This is a genomic window from Pseudomonas sp. SORGH_AS_0211 (assembly GCF_031453455.1).
Taxonomy (GTDB): domain Bacteria; phylum Pseudomonadota; class Gammaproteobacteria; order Pseudomonadales; family Pseudomonadaceae; genus Chryseomonas; species Chryseomonas aestiva.
This window is the reverse complement of the sequence record NZ_JAVIZV010000001.1, coordinates 1,370,072-1,385,023: the sequence shown is the minus strand read 5'-3', so window position 1 is coordinate 1,385,023 and position 14,952 is coordinate 1,370,072. Positions and strand designations below refer to the sequence as shown.

The following is a 14,952-nucleotide window of genomic DNA, read 5'->3' as shown; positions in this document are numbered from 1 at the left end:
GCGGCCATGAGCGACTACCCACCCCTGCGCCTGCACGTCCCCGAGCCCAGCGGCCGACCGGGACGCCCCACCGACTTCAGTTACTTGCAACTCTGTCCCGCCGGCCGTGCGGAAAGGCCGCCAGTGGACGTGGCGCCAGTGGACACCCGGGAACTGGCCACCCAGCTGATCCGCATCCTTGACGAAGAGGGCCGCGCCGTTGGCCCCTGGGCCACCGAAGAAGCGCCCGAACTGCTGCTGCAGGGTCTTGGGGCCATGCTCAAGACGCGGCTGTTCGATGCGCGGATGCTCAAGGCCCAGCGGCAGAAAAAGCTCTCCTTCTATATGCAGTGTCTCGGCGAAGAAGCCATCGCCGTCGGCCAGACCCTGGCGCTGCGCCCGGACGACATGCATTTCCCCACCTATCGCCAGCAGGGCATCCTCATCGCCCGCGAGGCGCCGCTGGACGAGATGATCTGCCAGCTGCTGTCCAATGCCCGGGATCCGCTCAAGGGCCGCCAGCTGCCGGTGATGTACTCCTACCGCGACCTCGGCTTCTTCTCCATCTCCGGCAACCTGGGCACCCAGTACATCCAGGCGGTGGGCTGGGCCATGGCCTCGGCGATCAAGGGCGATACCCGCATCGCCGCCGGCTGGATCGGCGACGGTGCCACCGCCGAAGGCGACTTCCATGCCGCCCTCACCTTCGCCCACGTCTACCGGGCGCCGGTGATCCTCAACATCGTCAACAACCAGTGGGCCATCTCCACCTTCCAGGCCATCGCCGGCGGCGAGGGCATCACCCTGGCCACCCGTGGCCTCGGCTATGGCATCGCCGCGCTGCGGGTGGATGGCAACGACTTCCTCGCCGTGCTGGCCGCCTCGCGCTGGGCCGCCGAACGCGCCCGGCGCAACCTGGGGCCGACCCTGATCGAATGGGTGACCTACCGCGCCGGCCCCCACTCCACCTCGGACGATCCGTCCAAGTACCGTCCCGCCGATGACTGGACGCATTTCCCCCTGGGCGACCCCATCGACCGGCTCAAGGCGCACCTGATCGGTCGCGGCCTCTGGTCGGACGAGCAGCACCAGGCGCTGACTGCCGAGTTGGAAGCCGAGGTGGCTACCGCGCAGAAGGCCGCCGAAGCTCACGGCACCTTTGCAAGCGAGCTCGCCCCCAGCGCCGCCGACATGTTCGAGGAGGTCTACCAGCACCTGCCGCCGCACCTGCGCCGCCAACGCCAACAGCTCGGGAAGTGACGCCATGACCGTACAACAGGAAACCGACCTGCCGACCCAGGCCGGCAGCCGCAGCACCCTGACCATGATCCAGGCCATCCGCTCGGCGATGGACGTGATGCTCGAACGCGACGACAACGTGGTGGTATTCGGCGAGGACGTCGGCTACTTCGGCGGGGTCTTTCGCTGCACCGAGGGCCTGCAGGCCAAGTACGGCGCCTCGCGGGTCTTCGATGCGCCCATCTCGGAGAACGGCATCGCCGGCGCCGCGGTGGGCATGGGCGCCTATGGCCTGCGGCCGGTGGCGGAGATCCAGTTCGCCGACTACGTCTATCCGGCCATCGACCAGATCGTCTCCGAGGCGGCGCGCCTGCGCTATCGCTCGGTGGGTCAGTTCACCTCGCCGCTGGTGTTCCGCATGCCCTGCGGTGGTGGCATCTACGGCGGCCAGACCCACAGCCAGAGTCCCGAGGCCATGTTCACCCAGGTGTGCGGCCTGCGCACCGTGATGCCTTCGAATCCCTACGACGCCAAGGGCCTGCTGATCGCCTCCATCGAGAGCGACGACCCGGTGATCTTTCTCGAACCCAAGCGCCTCTACAATGGCCCCTTCGATGGTCACCACGACCGCCCGGTAACGCCCTGGTCGGGCCACCCGGCCAGCGCCGTGCCGGACGGCTATTACCGCGTGGAGCTGGAACGGGCCGCCGTGGTCCGTCCCGGCAAGCAGGTCACGGTGCTGACTTATGGCACCACCGTCTGGGTCGCCCTGGCGGCCGCCGCCGAGACCGGCATCGACGCCGAGGTGATCGACATCCGCAGCCTCTGGCCGCTGGATCTGCAGACCCTCACCGATTCGGTGAACAAGACCGGCCGCTGCGTGGTGGTCCACGAGGCCACCCGCACCTGCGGCTATGGCGCCGAGCTGGTGTCCCTGATGCAGGAGCACTGCTTCCATCGCCTGGAGGCGCCCATCGAGCGCGTCACCGGCTGGGATACCCCCTATCCCCACGCCCAGGAATGGGACTACTTCCCGGGTCCGTCCCGGGTCGGCGCCGCGCTCAAGCGCGTCATGGAGGTCTGAGATGGGTACCCATGTCATCAAGATGCCCGACATCGGCGAAGGCATCGCCGAGGTGGAACTGGTCAAGTGGTACGTGGCGGTAGGGGATGAAGTCGAGGAAGACCAGACCCTGGCCGACGTCATGACCGACAAGGCCATGGTGGAGATCCCTTCCCCGGTGGTGGGCCGGGTGGTCGCCCTGGGCGGCGCGCCCGGCCAGGTGCTGGCCGTGGGCGCCGAGCTGGTCCGTCTGGAGGTGGCCGGCGACGGCAACCTGCGCGAGGCCAGTCGCCCCGCGCCGTTGGAAGCCGCGCCGGCGCCGGCACCAGCACCAGCACCAGCACCAGCGCCCGAGGTGGAAGCGCCCGAGCCCGAGACGACCCCAGCCCCGCGACGTACGCAACCGGAGCGCCCGCACGACGACGAGCGACCGGCCTCTCGTCCGGCGCCCGGCAGTGCGCCGCTGGCGTCGCCGGCGGTGCGCCAGCACGCCTGGGACCTGGGCATCGAGTTGAGGTTCGTCACTGGCAGCGGTCAGGGCGGGCGCATCCTGCATGGCGATCTGGAAGCCTATGTGCAGCAACGCGACGCCGGACTGCCGCCGGCCACCGCAGGCGGTGGCCTGGCGAAACGCGGTGGCGAGGAGCGCATCCCGCTGATCGGCCTGAGACGCAAGATCGCCGAGAAGATGCAGGCCGCCAAGCGGCATATCCCCCACTTCACCTATGTGGAAGAGGTGGATGTCACCGAGCTGGAAGCCTTGCGCGCCACCCTCAACCAGCGCTGGCAGGGTCGTCGTGCCCATCTCACCCTGCTGCCCTTCCTGGCTCGCGCCCTGGTAGTAGCGGTGCGGGACTTTCCGCAGATGAATGCGCGCTTCGACGAAGACAGCAGCACCGTGACCCGCTACGGCGCCGTGCACCTGGGCATCGCCACCCAGGGCGAACAGGGTCTCGCGGTGCCGGTGGTGCGCCACGCCGAAACCCTGGATCTCTGGGGCTGCGCCCAGGAGGTAGCCCGGCTGGCCACCGCGGTACGCGGCGGCAAGGCCGGTCGCGACGAGCTGTCCGGTTCGACCCTGACCATCAGCAGCCTCGGTCCGCTGGGAGGCATCGCCTCCACGCCCATCATCAACCATCCCGAGGTGGCCATCATCGGCGTCAATCGCATCGTCGAGCGTCCGGCCTTCCGCAATGGCCTGGTGGTGCCGCGCAAGCTGATGAATCTCTCCGCCTCCTTCGACCACCGGCTGATCGATGGCCAGGACGCCGCCAGCTTCATCCAGGCCGTGCGCCAGCTGCTCGAACAACCCGCCACCCTTTTCCTGGAGTAGCCATGGACACCCGACTCCTCATCATCGGCGGCGGCCCCGGCGGTTATGTCGCCGCCCTGCGTGCCGCCCAGCTGGGCATCGCCACCACCCTGGTGGAGGGCGCCGCCCTCGGCGGTACCTGCCTCAACGTCGGCTGCATTCCCTCCAAGGCGATGATCCATGTCGCCGAGGAATACCATCGCGCCTGCGGTCGCGCCGAGCATGGCAGCCTGGGCATCCGCCATGGCCGCCCGGAGCTGGACCTCGGCCAGGCCGTGGCCTGGAAGAACGGCATCGTCGATCGCCTCACTACCGGTGTCGCCGCCCTGCTCAAGAAGCAGGGTGTGACGGTGATCGAGGGCTGGGCCGAGATCCTCGACGGCAAGACCGTCGAGGTGCAGCGCGCGGGCGGCGAGCGGCTGCGCATCCGCACCGAGCACCTGGTGCTGGCCATGGGCTCAGCCTCGGTCGAGCTGCCCAACCTACCCTTCGGGGGACCAGTAATATCGGCGACCGAGGCGCTGTCGCCCAGCGACATTCCCGAGCACCTGGTGGTGGTGGGTGCCGGCTACATCGGCCTGGAACTGGGCATCGCCTATCGCAAGCTGGGCGCCCGGGTTGCGGTGGTGGAAGCCCAGTCGCGCCTGCTGCCCGGCTACGATGCCGAGCTGACCGCTCCCCTGCGCCAGCGCCTGGAACGGCTGGGCATCGAGCTGCACCTTGATAGCCGCGTCGCCGGGCTGGCCGCCGATGGTGCCGGCCTGCGGATGACCGACGCCGAGGGCCAGGAGCAGACGCTGCCGGCCCAGCGCATCCTGGTCGCCGCCGGCCGCCGCCCCCGCACCGAAGGCCTGGAACGCCTGCCGCTGGACTACGACGGTCGCTACATCCGCGTCGACGACGGCTGTCGTACCAGCATGACCGACGTCTGGGCCATCGGTGATCTCACCGGCGAACCCCTGCTGGCCCACCGTGCCATGGCCCAGGGCGAGGTGGTGGCCGAGCTGATCGCCGGCAAGCGCCGGCGTTTCGCTCCGGTGGCCATTCCAGCAGTGTGCTACACCGATCCGGAGATCGTGGTGGTCGGCCTCACCCCCGAGCAGGCCAGGGCCCAGGGGCTGGAGACCAAGGTCGCCAGTTTCCCCTTCGCCGCCAATGGCCGTGCCCTTACCCTGGAGGCGCCGGAAGGCTTCGTCCGGGTGGTGGCCCGCGCGGACGACCATCGCATCCTCGGCTGGCAGGCCACCGGGCAGCAGGTGGCGGAACTGGCCACGGCCTTTTCCCACAGTCTGGAAATGGGCATGCAGCTGGAAGACGTCGCCGCCACCCTGCATCCCCATCCCACCCTGGGCGAAGTGGTGCAGGAAGCAGCGCTGCGGGCCCTGGGTCGGGCCCTGCATCTGTGACCGGCCTGCCGCGCGACAGCCTGGCGCGGGGCATCCTCGACGAGGCCCTGGCCGGGCTGTGCCGGCGCAGTGGTCTGGCGCCGGACACCCTGCTCGCCGCCGACGGCGTCCAGCTATCCAACCTGCTACTTGGCCGCGAGCGCCTCTCGGCGCCGTCGTTCGGCCAGCTGTGGTACCGCCTGGCGCAGCGTTTCGATGATGAATTCTTCGCCCTCGGTCCGCGCCCGCTGCCGGCGGGCAGCTTCGCCTTTCTCTGTCAGAGCACCCGCCTGCAACCGACCCTCGGTGATGCCCTGCGGCAGAGCGTCGACTTCCTGCGGCTGACCCTGGGCGTCGACCTGCGCCTGCAGCGCAATGGCGAGCAGGTGACCCTGCGGCTGGCCCCGGGCAGTCTGCCGGGCAGCTTCGCCGTCTTCACCCTCTGGCTGATCCTGCACGGCCTGGCGTGCTGGCTGGTGGGCCGTCGCTTGCCGCTGGAGGAAATCCGCCAGATTGCCGAGGAGCCGCCAGCGGAACTGCTGGCCGACTATCGGCAGCGCTTCGGCTCGAGACTGAGCTTCGCCCGCGGCGAAGACTGCCTGGTGCTAAACGCTGCCGTGCTGGGCCTGCCTATCCGCCGTACTGCCGCGGACGCGCGCCGCTTCATCGCCGCCGCACCGGGCAATCTGCTGGTGCATTATCGCGACGACGCCAGCCTGATCGCCCGCATCCGCACCCTGTTGCGTACTTGCGCCCCAGAGGACTGGCCGGACGCCGTCAGCCTGGCCGAGGCCCTGGGCCTTGCGCCCGCCACCCTGAGGCGCCAGTTGGCCGCGAGCGGCCAGACCTACCAGGGCCTCAAGGACGAACGCCGGTGCCGCCTGGCCTGTCGCCAGCTGGACCAGGGCGCCTTGCCCCTGGACGAACTGGCCCTGCGCCTGGGTTTCGCCGACCCCCGTTCCTTCCAGCGCGCCTTTCGCAAGTGGACGGGCCTCAGTCCCCTCGGCTATCGCCAACGCCAGACCCGGGCAGGTTAGCCGTCGGCGAGCTGGGCGGCGATGGCGGCGGTATCGATCACCGAGCGCACCTCGCGGATGCGTCCGTTTTCGAAACGATAGAAGACGTGCTCGCTGAAGCGTACCCGGCGTCCGTTCACCGCCAGCCCGAACAGCTCGCCGCGCGGCGTGCAGTCGAAATCCAGCTGCGCGGCCGGCCAGGGCGCTTCGACCACCAGCAGCCGCGCGGCGAAGTGCAGATCGGGAATGGCGGCATGATCGCCTTCCAGCATGGCCTGGTAGCCCGCCAAGCCCAGCGGCCGGCCGTTATGCTCGACGGCCTCGTCGACATAACGGCCCAGCTCCGCCCATGCCTGGCGATTGAGGCAGTCGAGATAGGCCTGGTAGCGCTCGCGTAGTTCTTCAACTGACAAGATCCGCTGCTCCCTGAGAGTGGACGTGGCTAGCCTGGAACCTAAGGCTAGCGATGCTCGAACTTCGCCGGCCGCTTCTCGACGAAGGCCGCCATGCCTTCCTTCTGGTCGGCGCTGGCGAACAGCGAATGGAAGACCCGACGCTCGAAGCGGATGCCCTCGGCCAGGCTGGTCTCGAAGGCGCGGTTGACGCTTTCCTTGAGCAGCAGGGTCGCCGGCAGCGAACGACTGGCGATGCCGCGCGCGGCCTCCAGGGTACGCTCCAGCAGTTCGTCGGCAGGAAACACCTGGGCGACCAGCCCGGCACGTTCGGCTTCGGCGGCGGGCAGCTGCCGCCCGGTCAGGCACAGTTCCATGGCCTTGGCCTTGCCCAGGGCGCGGGTCAGGCGCTGGGTACCGCCGATGCCGGGAATGACGCCCAGGGTGATCTCCGGCAGGCCGAAGCGCGCGGTGTCGGCGGCATAGATGAAGTCGCACAGCAGCGCCAGTTCGCAACCACCGCCCAGGGCATAGCCGGCGACGGCGGCGATCAGCGGCTTGCGGCGCTCGGCGATGCGGTCGGCGACGCGGAAGTAGTCGTCCAGGTAGATCTGCGGATAGCCCTGACCGGCCATTTCCTTGATGTCGGCGCCCGCGGCGAAGGCCTTGGCCGAGCCGGTGAGCACCACGCAACCGACCTCGGGATCGGCGTCCAGGCGCGCCAGCAGGGCATCCAGCTCATGCAGCATCTGGGCATTGAGGGCGTTGAGCGCCTTGGGGCGATTGAGGGTGATGAGGGCGACGCGCGCCTCGATCTCCAGCAGCAGGGTCGATTCGGCAGAGGGTTCGCTCATGGTCTTGTCCTTGTCTAGTCGTTGAGTTCCAGCGCCATGGCCGTGGCCTCGCCGCCGCCGATGCAGATGGCGGCCACGCCCCGGCGCAGTCCGCGCTGGCGCAGCGCCTGGATCAGCGTGACCAGGATGCGCGCACCGGAAGCGCCGATGGGGTGGCCCAGGGCACAGGCGCCACCGTGCACGTTCAGGCGTTCCGGGTCCAGCCCCAGGATATCCTGGGCGGCCAGGGCCACCACGGCGAAGGCTTCGTTGATCTCGAACAGGTCGACGTCGCTCAGCTGCCAGTCGATGCGCTCGAGCAAGGTGCGGATGGCGCCGATGGGCGCGGTGGGAAAGTCGCCCGGCGCGCCGGCATGGGCGGCATGGCCACGGATCGTCGCCAGCGGCCTCAGCCCTTCGCGCGCGGCCGTGCTGGCCCGCATCAGCAGCAGCGCCGCGGCGCCATCCGAGATGGAACTGGCGTTGGCCGCGGTGACGGTACCGCCTTCGCGAAAGGCCGGCTTGAGGGTCGGAATGCGTGCCGGATCGGCGCGGCGAGGTTGCTCATCGGTGTCGATGCTCAGGATTTCCTTGCGCCCCGCCACCTCCACCGCGACGATCTCGCTGGCGAAGGCGCCGCTGGCCTGGGCCTGACGCGCTCGGGCGAGAGACTGCTGGGCATAGGCATCCTGGCGTTCGCGGCCGATGCCCAGGCGCGCGGCGCAATCCTCGGCGAAGGTGCCCATCAGGCGCCCGGGCTCATAGGCGTCCTCCAGGCCGTCGAGAAACATGCTGTCGATCAGGGCGCCATGGCCGAGGCGGTAGCCGCTGCGGGCCTTTTCCAAAAGATAGGGCGCACGGCTCATGCTTTCCATGCCGCCCGCCACCACCGCCTCGGTACTGCCGGCGCGCAGCAGGTCATGGCCGAGGATGGCCGCCTGCATGCCCGAACCGCACATCTTGTTCAGGGTGGTGCAGCACGTGCTCTGGGCCAGACCGGCGCCCAGCGCTGCCTGGCGTGCCGGTGCCTGGCCAAGGCCGGCGGGCAGCACGCAACCCAGCAGCACCTCGTCGACCCGTTCCGGCGCCCAGCCTGCCCGCGCCAGTACGGCGCGGACCACGGCACTGCCCAGTTGCGGCGCCGACAGCGCCGCCAGTTCGCCACCCAGGGCACCCATGGGCGTACGGGCGGCGGCGACGATGACAATGGGATCGTTCATGGCAATTCTCCTAGCGCGGGGCCATGCGCAGGGCGCCGTCGAGGCGGATCACCTCGCCGTTGAGCATGGGGTTCTCGATGATGTGGCAGACCAGGGCGGCGAATTCCTCGCCGCGGCCGAGGCGCGGGGGAAAGGGCACGTTGGCGGCCAGGGCGTCGCGCACCTCGGGGGTCATGCCGGCCATCATGGGCGTCTCGAAGACGCCGGGCGCTATGGTCATGACCCGGATGCCCTGTCCGGCCAGTTCGCGCGCCGCCGGCAGGGTGAGCGCGGCGACGCCGCCCTTGGAAGCGGCATAGGCGGCCTGGCCGATCTGGCCATCGAAGGCAGCGATGGAGGCGGTGTTGACGATCACGCCGCGCTCACCGTCGGCATTGGCCTCGCCCTGGGCCATGGCCGCGGCGGCCAGGCGCAGGACATTGAAGCTGCCCACCAGGTTGACGTTGATGATGCGCGCGAAGGCGGCGAGATCGTGGGGACCATTGCGCCCGAGGATGCGTGCACCGCCCACGATGCCGGCGCAGTTGATCGCCCCCTGCAGACTGCCCCAGCGGGCCATCAGGGTATCCATGGCGGCGCTCAGAGCCTCGGCATCGGTCACGTCCACGGCCAGCGCCAGAGCCTGGTCGCCGAGCCGTTCGGCCTGGGCCTGCACGGCCTCGGCCTGGAGATCCAGCAGTGCCACCCGGGCGCCTGCCGCGATCAGTCCCTTGGCAGTGGCGGCGCCCAGGCCGGACCCGGCGCCGGTTACCAGAAAGGTTTGCTCGTCGATGCGCATGGTGGCACTCCCCAGGATGATGGATTCATCTTCGATCCTCGGCCGGGGTCGGACAAGGGCCGGAGCGCTCAGCCGTACCGAGCGATCCGGCCCCTCGCTCACCAGGGCAGGGCTTGCCCCTGGTAGTCGAGAAAGGCGCAGCCGCGCTGGCCGGCCCGCGCCTCGATCGTCGCCACCAGACCGGCGACGCTATCGGCCACCTCGACCGGCGCGCTGGACCCGCCCAGTTCGGTGCGCACCCAGCCCGGATGCAGCGCCAGTACGGCGAACGCCGGCTGCTGCCCGGCGACCCAGCTCTGCAGCAGGCTGTTGAGCGCTGCCTTGCTGGCACCATAGAGCGGCATCTCGGCGGCCCGCGCCAGGCTGACGCTGCCCATCTGCGAGCTCAAGCAGGCTGCCACCCCGGCCGCGGCCAGCCGCGGTGCCAGGGCCTCCAGCAACCGCAGGGGCGCCACGGCATTGGTCAGGAACAACTCGCCCAGCTCCGCGACGCTTGCCCGCTGCCCGTCCTCCTCCACCGGCCCCATGATGCCGGCATTGACGATCAGCCGCTCCAGCGAGCCAGAACGCGACTCTTCCAACAGTCGGGTGCCGAGGTCGGGATCGCATAGATCACCGGTCACTACCTGCAGGCGTCCCTTGGCGGTCGCGGCCATGGCATCCAAGGTGGCGTTCGGCGTTCGCACCACCGCCAACACCCGAGCACCCTGCGTCAGATAGCGCTCCACCAGCCCCAAACCTATGCCCCGCGAGGCACCTATCACCCAGACATTCATAGCCTTCTCCTCAGTCCATCAACGTGATGCGCAGATGCCGTTTCTTGCCCAGACTCACCCGCCGACCCACGTCGCTCAGCACCAGACGGCGGTCCGGATCGGCCACCGGCTGCTCGTCCAGGCGCAGGCCGCCGCCTTCCGCCAGGCGACGCACCGCACTGCGCGACGGTTGCACTCCCGCTTCGACCAGCAACTCGACCAGGGTGACGCCCGCGTCCAGTTGCCTGCGGCTCAAGGCGACCTCCGGCAACTGCCCGGCGCCGTCGCGATCGGCGAACACCTCGGCGGCGGCTGCCTCGGCCTCGCGTTGCGCCCGCTCGCCATGGGCCAGCCGGGTCGCCTCGTTGGCCAGCACGCTCTTCGCCAGGTTGATTTCCGCACCGCCGAGCGCGCCAAGCCGCCGCACCTCGTCCAGCGGCAATTCGGTAAACAACGCCAGGAAACGCTCGACGTCGGCATCGTCGCAGTTGCGCCAGAACTGCCAGAAATCGAAGGCCGACAGCCGCTCCTCGTTGAGCCAGACCGCGCCCTGGGCCGACTTGCCCATCTTGCGGCCGTCACGGGTGGCCAGCAGCGGCATGGTCAGGCCATGGAGCTGGGGACCGCCCTGCCGGCGCGACAGCTCCACGCCGTTGATGATGTTGGCCCACTGGTCGGCGCCGCCCAGCTGCAGGGTGCAGCCATAGCGCCGCGACAACTCGACGAAATCGTAGGCCTGCAGCAGGGTGTAGCCGAACTCCTCGAAGGACAGCGAGTGCTCGCGGTCGAGACGACTCCTGATGGCATCGAAGGTCAGCAGCCGGCTGATGGAAAAGTGCCGGCCGACCGCGCCAAGGAAATCTAGGTAGCCCAGGCCGTCGAGCCACTCGGCGTTGTCCACCACCTGGGCGCGGCCGTGGCCATCGCCCACTTCGAGATAGCGGTGAAAAGCCTTGGCGATGCCGGCCATGTTCAGGGCGATCTGGCCGTCGGTGAGCACCGGACGGCTGCTGTCGCGAAAGCTGGGATCACCGATGCGAGTGGTGGCGCCACCGATCAGCAGAAGGATGGGATGGCCGGCGCGCTGCAGCCAGCGCATCAGCATCAGGCCCTGCAGGTGGCCGACGTGGAGGCTGTCGGCGGTGGCGTCGAAGCCGAGATAGCCGGTCACCGGTCCCCTGGCAAAGGCGCGGGCGAGGCCGTCACGATCGGTGGTCTGGTGCACGAAGCCGCGGGCTTCGAGGGTGGCGAGCAGGTCTTGCTGGGTGCTGTCCATGGGGTCTCCTGTGGCTGGACGGTGCCAGGGAGACCGGAAGAAGTTGCCTTGACCGAGCCGCCCTAGGCGGTTCGGTCATGCAGCGCAGTACCTACCACCCGATATTGATCAGGTAGTAGTAATAGGCGCTGATGGGGCAAAGGAAGGTTCGCATGGGGCGTCACGCTACCGGCTCGCTCTGCGGTTGGCAACTGCGAACCGCTCGCACTGCCGCTTCGACCAGATGTCGCACCTCCCCTGGCAGGCGCTGAACGAACGGCGACAGTGGCGTTCCGACACCTGTCCTTTGCCAGCAGTATCGAGACGCAGAGATGAACGTACCCGCTCCACCCCTAGCGATCCCCCGCGCCAACGTGGCGTTTCCAGGTGTACCTGGACAAGGAAAACCCCTTGCGTGAGAGGATCCCTCAGATGAAAAGCATCACCCCGGCCAATCTGCTGCTGCTACTGCTTTGCCTCACGGTGCTGGCCTACGCGACCGACCTGATCGGCTAGTCCCGGCCTGGAACAATCTCAACGAGGCGTAGCTGGTGGTTGCCGTCCGGTGTCTCTTGGCCTAGCGTTCAGGCCGTGTCCGTCAGAGAACTACAGCGTCATGCCCAGCCAACTCTCCAGCACCGTCGAAAGCATCGAGCTGCTGGCGTCCCTGGATTCCGTCGCGGCGCTCCTGCGCGTCGTCTGTGATGTCAGCGGCCTTGGGGTCGCCACCGTCGCCGAGGTCACCGAGCAGCGCTGGATCGCCTGCGCGGTGGAGGATCGCATCGCCTTCGGCCTGCAACCCGGCGCCGAACTGGACCTCGAATCCACCCTTTGCAACCACGTACGCTCCTCCCACGACGCCGTGATCATCAGCGACGTGACCCAGAACCCCACCTACTGTGACCACCCGGCGCCCGGCCTCTATGGCTGGAAAAGCTACCTGTCGGTCCCGGTGTTTCGGCCCAACGGCACCTTTTTCGGCACGCTGTGCGCCTTTGATCCCCAGCCCGCACCGCTGCTGGAGCAGCGCCCGGTGATCGCTACCCTGGACGGCTTCGCCCGCCTGCTGGGCGAACTGCTCGCCCGCGAAGAGCAACGTCGCGAGGAAAGCCCCGGCCCGCGCGGCGACCACGATCTGGAACCCTTGCGCGAACAGCTGTTGGTGCTGTTGGAAGAGGATCTGCAGCGTCCTCTACGGGCGCTGGCTGCGCAGGATCCGTCCGCGGATACGCAGCAGATCTGGCACTGGCACAGCGAGGCGCGTCGCCTCGCCGAACGCAGCGCCGAGGCCGCCGACTTCGTGCGCGCGCGCCTGGGCCATGGCGTGCCCCTGAAACCGGCGCTGGTGGACAACGTCAATGAACGGCTCCTGGGCTTGTTCGCCACGCTGCAGACTCGCTTTCCTGGGCAGACATTGAGCAGCGAATTACCGGCCTTGCCGGCCGCCCTGCGCCTGGATCTGCCGCGCGTGCTGCAGGCGCTGGACGCCGTGCTGCAGCAGGTCGCCTCCCGCAATCCCCCTGGGGGCAGCCTGTTGCTGCGCGGCGCGATCAAAGAACGCTGCTATAGCCTTGTAGTGGAAAGCAGCACCGCCGTGGTGGATCCTGGCACTCTGGGCCAGCTGTTCCAGCCGGCGCTGAGCAAGGCCGACCTTGCGCAGCCCGCCCGCCTGGACCTGGGTCTCTATCTCGCCCAGGAAATCGCCCGCGGCCATGGCGGCAGCCTGGTCGCGCGCCTGGAAGCCGGCCACCTGAGATTCCTTCTTACCCTGCCCACTGCCCTGGATTGATGCCCTTGCCCTTCCCCTCTCCCTTGCTGGTGATCCGTCACGGCGAAACCGACTGGAACGCCAGCGGTCGCCTCCAGGGTCGCCAGGACATACCGCTCAACGCGCGCGGCCGTGCCCAGGCCGAAGCCGTGGGCCTGGCCCTGCGCGACCGTCTCGACGTCTCTCGCTTCGCCTGCCTGAGCAGTCCGCTGCGACGCGCCAGCGCAACGCTCGATCTGATCCTGGCGCAGCTGCCGGGCACGCCTAGAAGCCTGGGCCGCGATGCGCGCCTGGCGGAAAAGGCCTTTGGTGACTGGGAGGGACTGGACATGCCGACCATCGCCCAGCGCTATCCGGAGCAGCACGCCCGACGCGTCGCCGAGCCCTATACCTTTCGGGTACATGGTGGCGAAAGCTATGCCGATGCCGCCGAGCGGGTGCGCCCGCTGCTGGAAGAACTCCAGGGCCCCACGCTACTGGTGGCGCATGGCGCCCTGATCCGCAGCCTGCTGGTGGCGACCGGTCTGGCCAGCCCGGAGGTGGCGACCCGGATGGTCATCCACCAGGGTCGCTGGCTGGAACTCGATGCGGCCGGTTATGCGTGGTACAGCGCTCCTGGCTGGGACGAACAGTCCTAACTCAGCCGCCGGGCGAACTGGCTGACCGCGCCCACCACCTGGCGGGCGCCCTCCTGGATCTCTGTGATGCGCACCCCGGCGTTGCTCGCCAGGTGCAGCCCCTGCTCCGCCTGCTGGCGACTGGCGGCCATGTTGCTGACCGCGGTCTGTGCCAGTTGCTGATTCTGCTGCACCACCCCGACGATTTCTTCGGTGGCCTTGCTGGTGCGCCCGGCCAGTTGCCGGACCTCGTCGGCCACCACGGCGAAACCCCGGCCCTGCTCGCCCGCCCGGGCGGCTTCGATGGCGGCGTTGAGCGCCAGCAGATTGGTCTGCTCGGCGATACCGCTGATGGTCTTGACGATGGCGCTGATCACCAGCGACTGCTTGCCGAGGTCCTCGATGCCATTGGCAGCGACCTGGATCTCGTCGGCGATGCGCGTCATCACCGCCACCGTGTCCTGCACCACCGCCGCACCCTGGCGGGCGCTTTCGTCGGTGGTCTGGGAAATGTCGAAGGCGACCCGCGCGGCTTCGGCCACCGCCAGCTCCTGCTCCACCTGTTCGGTGATGACGGTGGCGAACTTGATGACCTTGTACAGCTCGCCGCGGGTGTTGAGCACCGGGTTGTAGGAGGCTTCCAGCCAGACCGTGCGGCCATGGCTGTCGATGCGCTTGAAGCGACTGGCCACGTAGTCACCCCGGTTGAGCCGTTCCCAGAAGGCGCGATAGTCGGCCGATTCGGCCTCTTCGCGGCTGCAGAACATCCGATGGTGCTTGCCGACGATCTGCGCCAGCGAATAGCCCATGCCCTGCAGGAAGCGCTCGTTGGCGGTGAGCACCTCGCCGGACAGGTTGAATTCGATCACCGCGGTGGAACGCAGCAGGGCATTGATGATGCCAGAATGCTCGGTGGAGATTTCCACCTGCTCGGTCCGGTCGTAGGCATAGCAGCGGATCTGCTTGACCTGGCCCTGGGTGTCGCGCACGGGCGTCCAGATCGCATAGAGCCAGGCAACGCCGCCCGTGCCGCGCAGCAACCGATAGATGCCGCTGGCCTGGTGACCTTCGCTGAAGCTGCGCTTCAGATCGCCGTAGCACACCAGCTTCTTCACGTAGTCCGGAATGATCTCGTCCAGATTCCGCCCGGTTAGGCTGCCAGGCGCGTAGCCCAGGCAGAGCGCGAAGTTCTCGTTGAAATCCTCGATCCGGCCCTGGGCGTCCAGCAGCAGATGCAGCGAATCCTGATGGAAGGCCGCGCTGACCTGGCGGTGTTCGGACAGTTCGGCTTCGAGATCGGCGATGCGGCGTTTGAGTGCGGAGTTGAACATGGGATCACC

The 14,952-nt window shown here is 68.6% G+C and carries 13 protein-coding genes and 2 pseudogenes; 7 read left to right on the top strand and 8 right to left on the bottom strand.

Going from position 1 to position 14,952, the window contains the following annotated elements; all coding sequences use genetic code 11:
• The first annotated feature begins 6 nt into the window (after positions 1-6).
• Genes QE393_RS06460 through QE393_RS06440 form a run of 5 tightly spaced genes read left to right on the top strand, consistent with a single transcriptional unit; the run spans position 7 to position 6,015 of the window.
• Complete coding sequence (locus tag QE393_RS06460; RefSeq protein ID WP_273809623.1) at positions 7-1,239, top strand: 3-methyl-2-oxobutanoate dehydrogenase (2-methylpropanoyl-transferring) subunit alpha; 1,233 nt, start codon at positions 7-9, stop codon at positions 1,237-1,239.
• A 4-nt stretch (positions 1,240-1,243) separates the two neighbouring features.
• The gene (locus tag QE393_RS06455; protein ID WP_187979061.1) at positions 1,244-2,302 is read left to right on the top strand and encodes an alpha-ketoacid dehydrogenase subunit beta; all 1,059 of its coding nucleotides are present in this window, start codon (positions 1,244-1,246) and stop codon (positions 2,300-2,302) included.
• Position 2,303: 1 nt separating this feature from the next.
• Entirely contained in the window at positions 2,304-3,614 is a 1,311-nt protein-coding gene (locus QE393_RS06450) for a dihydrolipoamide acetyltransferase family protein (protein WP_273809621.1), read from the top strand.
• Between the two features lie 2 nt (positions 3,615-3,616).
• Entirely contained in the window at positions 3,617-4,999 is a 1,383-nt protein-coding gene (lpdA, locus tag QE393_RS06445) for a dihydrolipoyl dehydrogenase (RefSeq protein ID WP_273809619.1), read from the top strand.
• A complete protein-coding gene (locus QE393_RS06440; RefSeq protein ID WP_273809616.1) occupies positions 4,996-6,015 on the top strand; it encodes an AraC family transcriptional regulator in 1,020 nt (339 codons plus the stop codon). The genes lpdA and QE393_RS06440 overlap by 4 nt, the downstream gene beginning before the upstream one ends.
• Here QE393_RS06440 and QE393_RS06435 read toward each other — a convergent pair.
• The 6 genes from QE393_RS06435 to tyrS form a co-directional block, all read right to left on the bottom strand.
• Entirely contained in the window at positions 6,012-6,407 is a 396-nt protein-coding gene (locus QE393_RS06435; protein WP_273809615.1) for an ester cyclase, read from the bottom strand. The genes QE393_RS06440 and QE393_RS06435 overlap by 4 nt on opposite strands.
• Before the next feature lie 47 nt (positions 6,408-6,454).
• The gene (locus tag QE393_RS06430) at positions 6,455-7,240 is read right to left on the bottom strand and encodes an enoyl-CoA hydratase (protein ID WP_273809614.1); all 786 of its coding nucleotides are present in this window, start codon (positions 7,238-7,240) and stop codon (positions 6,455-6,457) included.
• Positions 7,241-7,254: 14 nt separating this feature from the next.
• Positions 7,255-8,439, bottom strand: coding sequence for an acetyl-CoA C-acyltransferase (locus QE393_RS06425; RefSeq protein ID WP_310042630.1), 1,185 nt, complete (start codon positions 8,437-8,439; stop codon positions 7,255-7,257).
• A 10-nt stretch (positions 8,440-8,449) separates the two neighbouring features.
• Positions 8,450-9,217: an SDR family NAD(P)-dependent oxidoreductase gene (locus QE393_RS06420; RefSeq protein WP_273809610.1), complete on the bottom strand. Its 768-nt coding sequence runs from the start codon at positions 9,215-9,217 to the stop codon at positions 8,450-8,452.
• A 98-nt stretch (positions 9,218-9,315) separates the two neighbouring features.
• Positions 9,316-9,993: an SDR family oxidoreductase gene (locus QE393_RS06415; protein ID WP_273809609.1), complete on the bottom strand. Its 678-nt coding sequence runs from the start codon at positions 9,991-9,993 to the stop codon at positions 9,316-9,318.
• A 10-nt stretch (positions 9,994-10,003) separates the two neighbouring features.
• Positions 10,004-11,248, bottom strand: a complete 1,245-nt coding sequence (gene tyrS, locus QE393_RS06410) for a tyrosine--tRNA ligase (protein ID WP_273809607.1) — start codon at positions 11,246-11,248, stop codon at positions 10,004-10,006.
• Between the two features lie 595 nt (positions 11,249-11,843).
• On the opposite strand from tyrS, the gene QE393_RS06405 reads away from it, so the two are divergent.
• Together QE393_RS06405 and QE393_RS06400 are read left to right on the top strand one after the other, a co-directional pair.
• Positions 11,844-13,016 carry a GAF domain-containing protein gene (locus tag QE393_RS06405; protein ID WP_273809605.1) on the top strand — a complete coding sequence of 391 codons (1,173 nt, stop codon included), beginning with the start codon at positions 11,844-11,846 and terminating at the stop codon, positions 13,014-13,016.
• A 5-nt stretch (positions 13,017-13,021) separates the two neighbouring features.
• Positions 13,022-13,633, top strand: coding sequence for a histidine phosphatase family protein (locus QE393_RS06400; protein WP_273809604.1), 612 nt, complete (start codon positions 13,022-13,024; stop codon positions 13,631-13,633).
• Here QE393_RS06400 and QE393_RS22475 read toward each other — a convergent pair.
• Positions 13,630-14,067: pseudogene (locus tag QE393_RS22475) on the bottom strand (methyl-accepting chemotaxis protein); the annotation flags it as partial. The gene QE393_RS06400 and the pseudogene QE393_RS22475 overlap by 4 nt on opposite strands.
• A 105-nt stretch (positions 14,068-14,172) precedes the next feature.
• A pseudogene (locus QE393_RS22470) lies at positions 14,173-14,943 on the bottom strand (PAS domain-containing protein); the annotation flags it as partial.
• Positions 14,944-14,952 lie beyond the last annotated feature (9 nt).

Excerpts from the sequence above, each read along its gene's own strand:
- QE393_RS06460 (WP_273809623.1), top strand. The coding sequence starts at position 7 with ATGAGCGACTACCCACCCCTGCGCCTGCACGTCCCCGAGCCCAGCGGC.
- QE393_RS06455 (WP_187979061.1), top strand. The coding sequence starts at position 1,244 with ATGACCGTACAACAGGAAACCGACCTGCCGACCCAGGCCGGCAGCCGC.
- QE393_RS06450 (WP_273809621.1), top strand. The coding sequence starts at position 2,304 with ATGGGTACCCATGTCATCAAGATGCCCGACATCGGCGAAGGCATCGCC.
- lpdA (WP_273809619.1), top strand. The coding sequence starts at position 3,617 with ATGGACACCCGACTCCTCATCATCGGCGGCGGCCCCGGCGGTTATGTC.
- QE393_RS06430 (WP_273809614.1), bottom strand. The coding sequence starts at position 7,240 with ATGAGCGAACCCTCTGCCGAATCGACCCTGCTGCTGGAGATCGAGGCG.
- QE393_RS06425 (WP_310042630.1), bottom strand. The coding sequence starts at position 8,439 with ATGAACGATCCCATTGTCATCGTCGCCGCCGCCCGTACGCCCATGGGT.
- QE393_RS06420 (WP_273809610.1), bottom strand. The coding sequence starts at position 9,217 with ATGCGCATCGACGAGCAAACCTTTCTGGTAACCGGCGCCGGGTCCGGC.
- QE393_RS06415 (WP_273809609.1), bottom strand. The coding sequence starts at position 9,993 with ATGAATGTCTGGGTGATAGGTGCCTCGCGGGGCATAGGTTTGGGGCTG.
- tyrS (WP_273809607.1), bottom strand. The coding sequence starts at position 11,248 with ATGGACAGCACCCAGCAAGACCTGCTCGCCACCCTCGAAGCCCGCGGC.
- QE393_RS06405 (WP_273809605.1), top strand. The coding sequence starts at position 11,844 with ATGCCCAGCCAACTCTCCAGCACCGTCGAAAGCATCGAGCTGCTGGCG.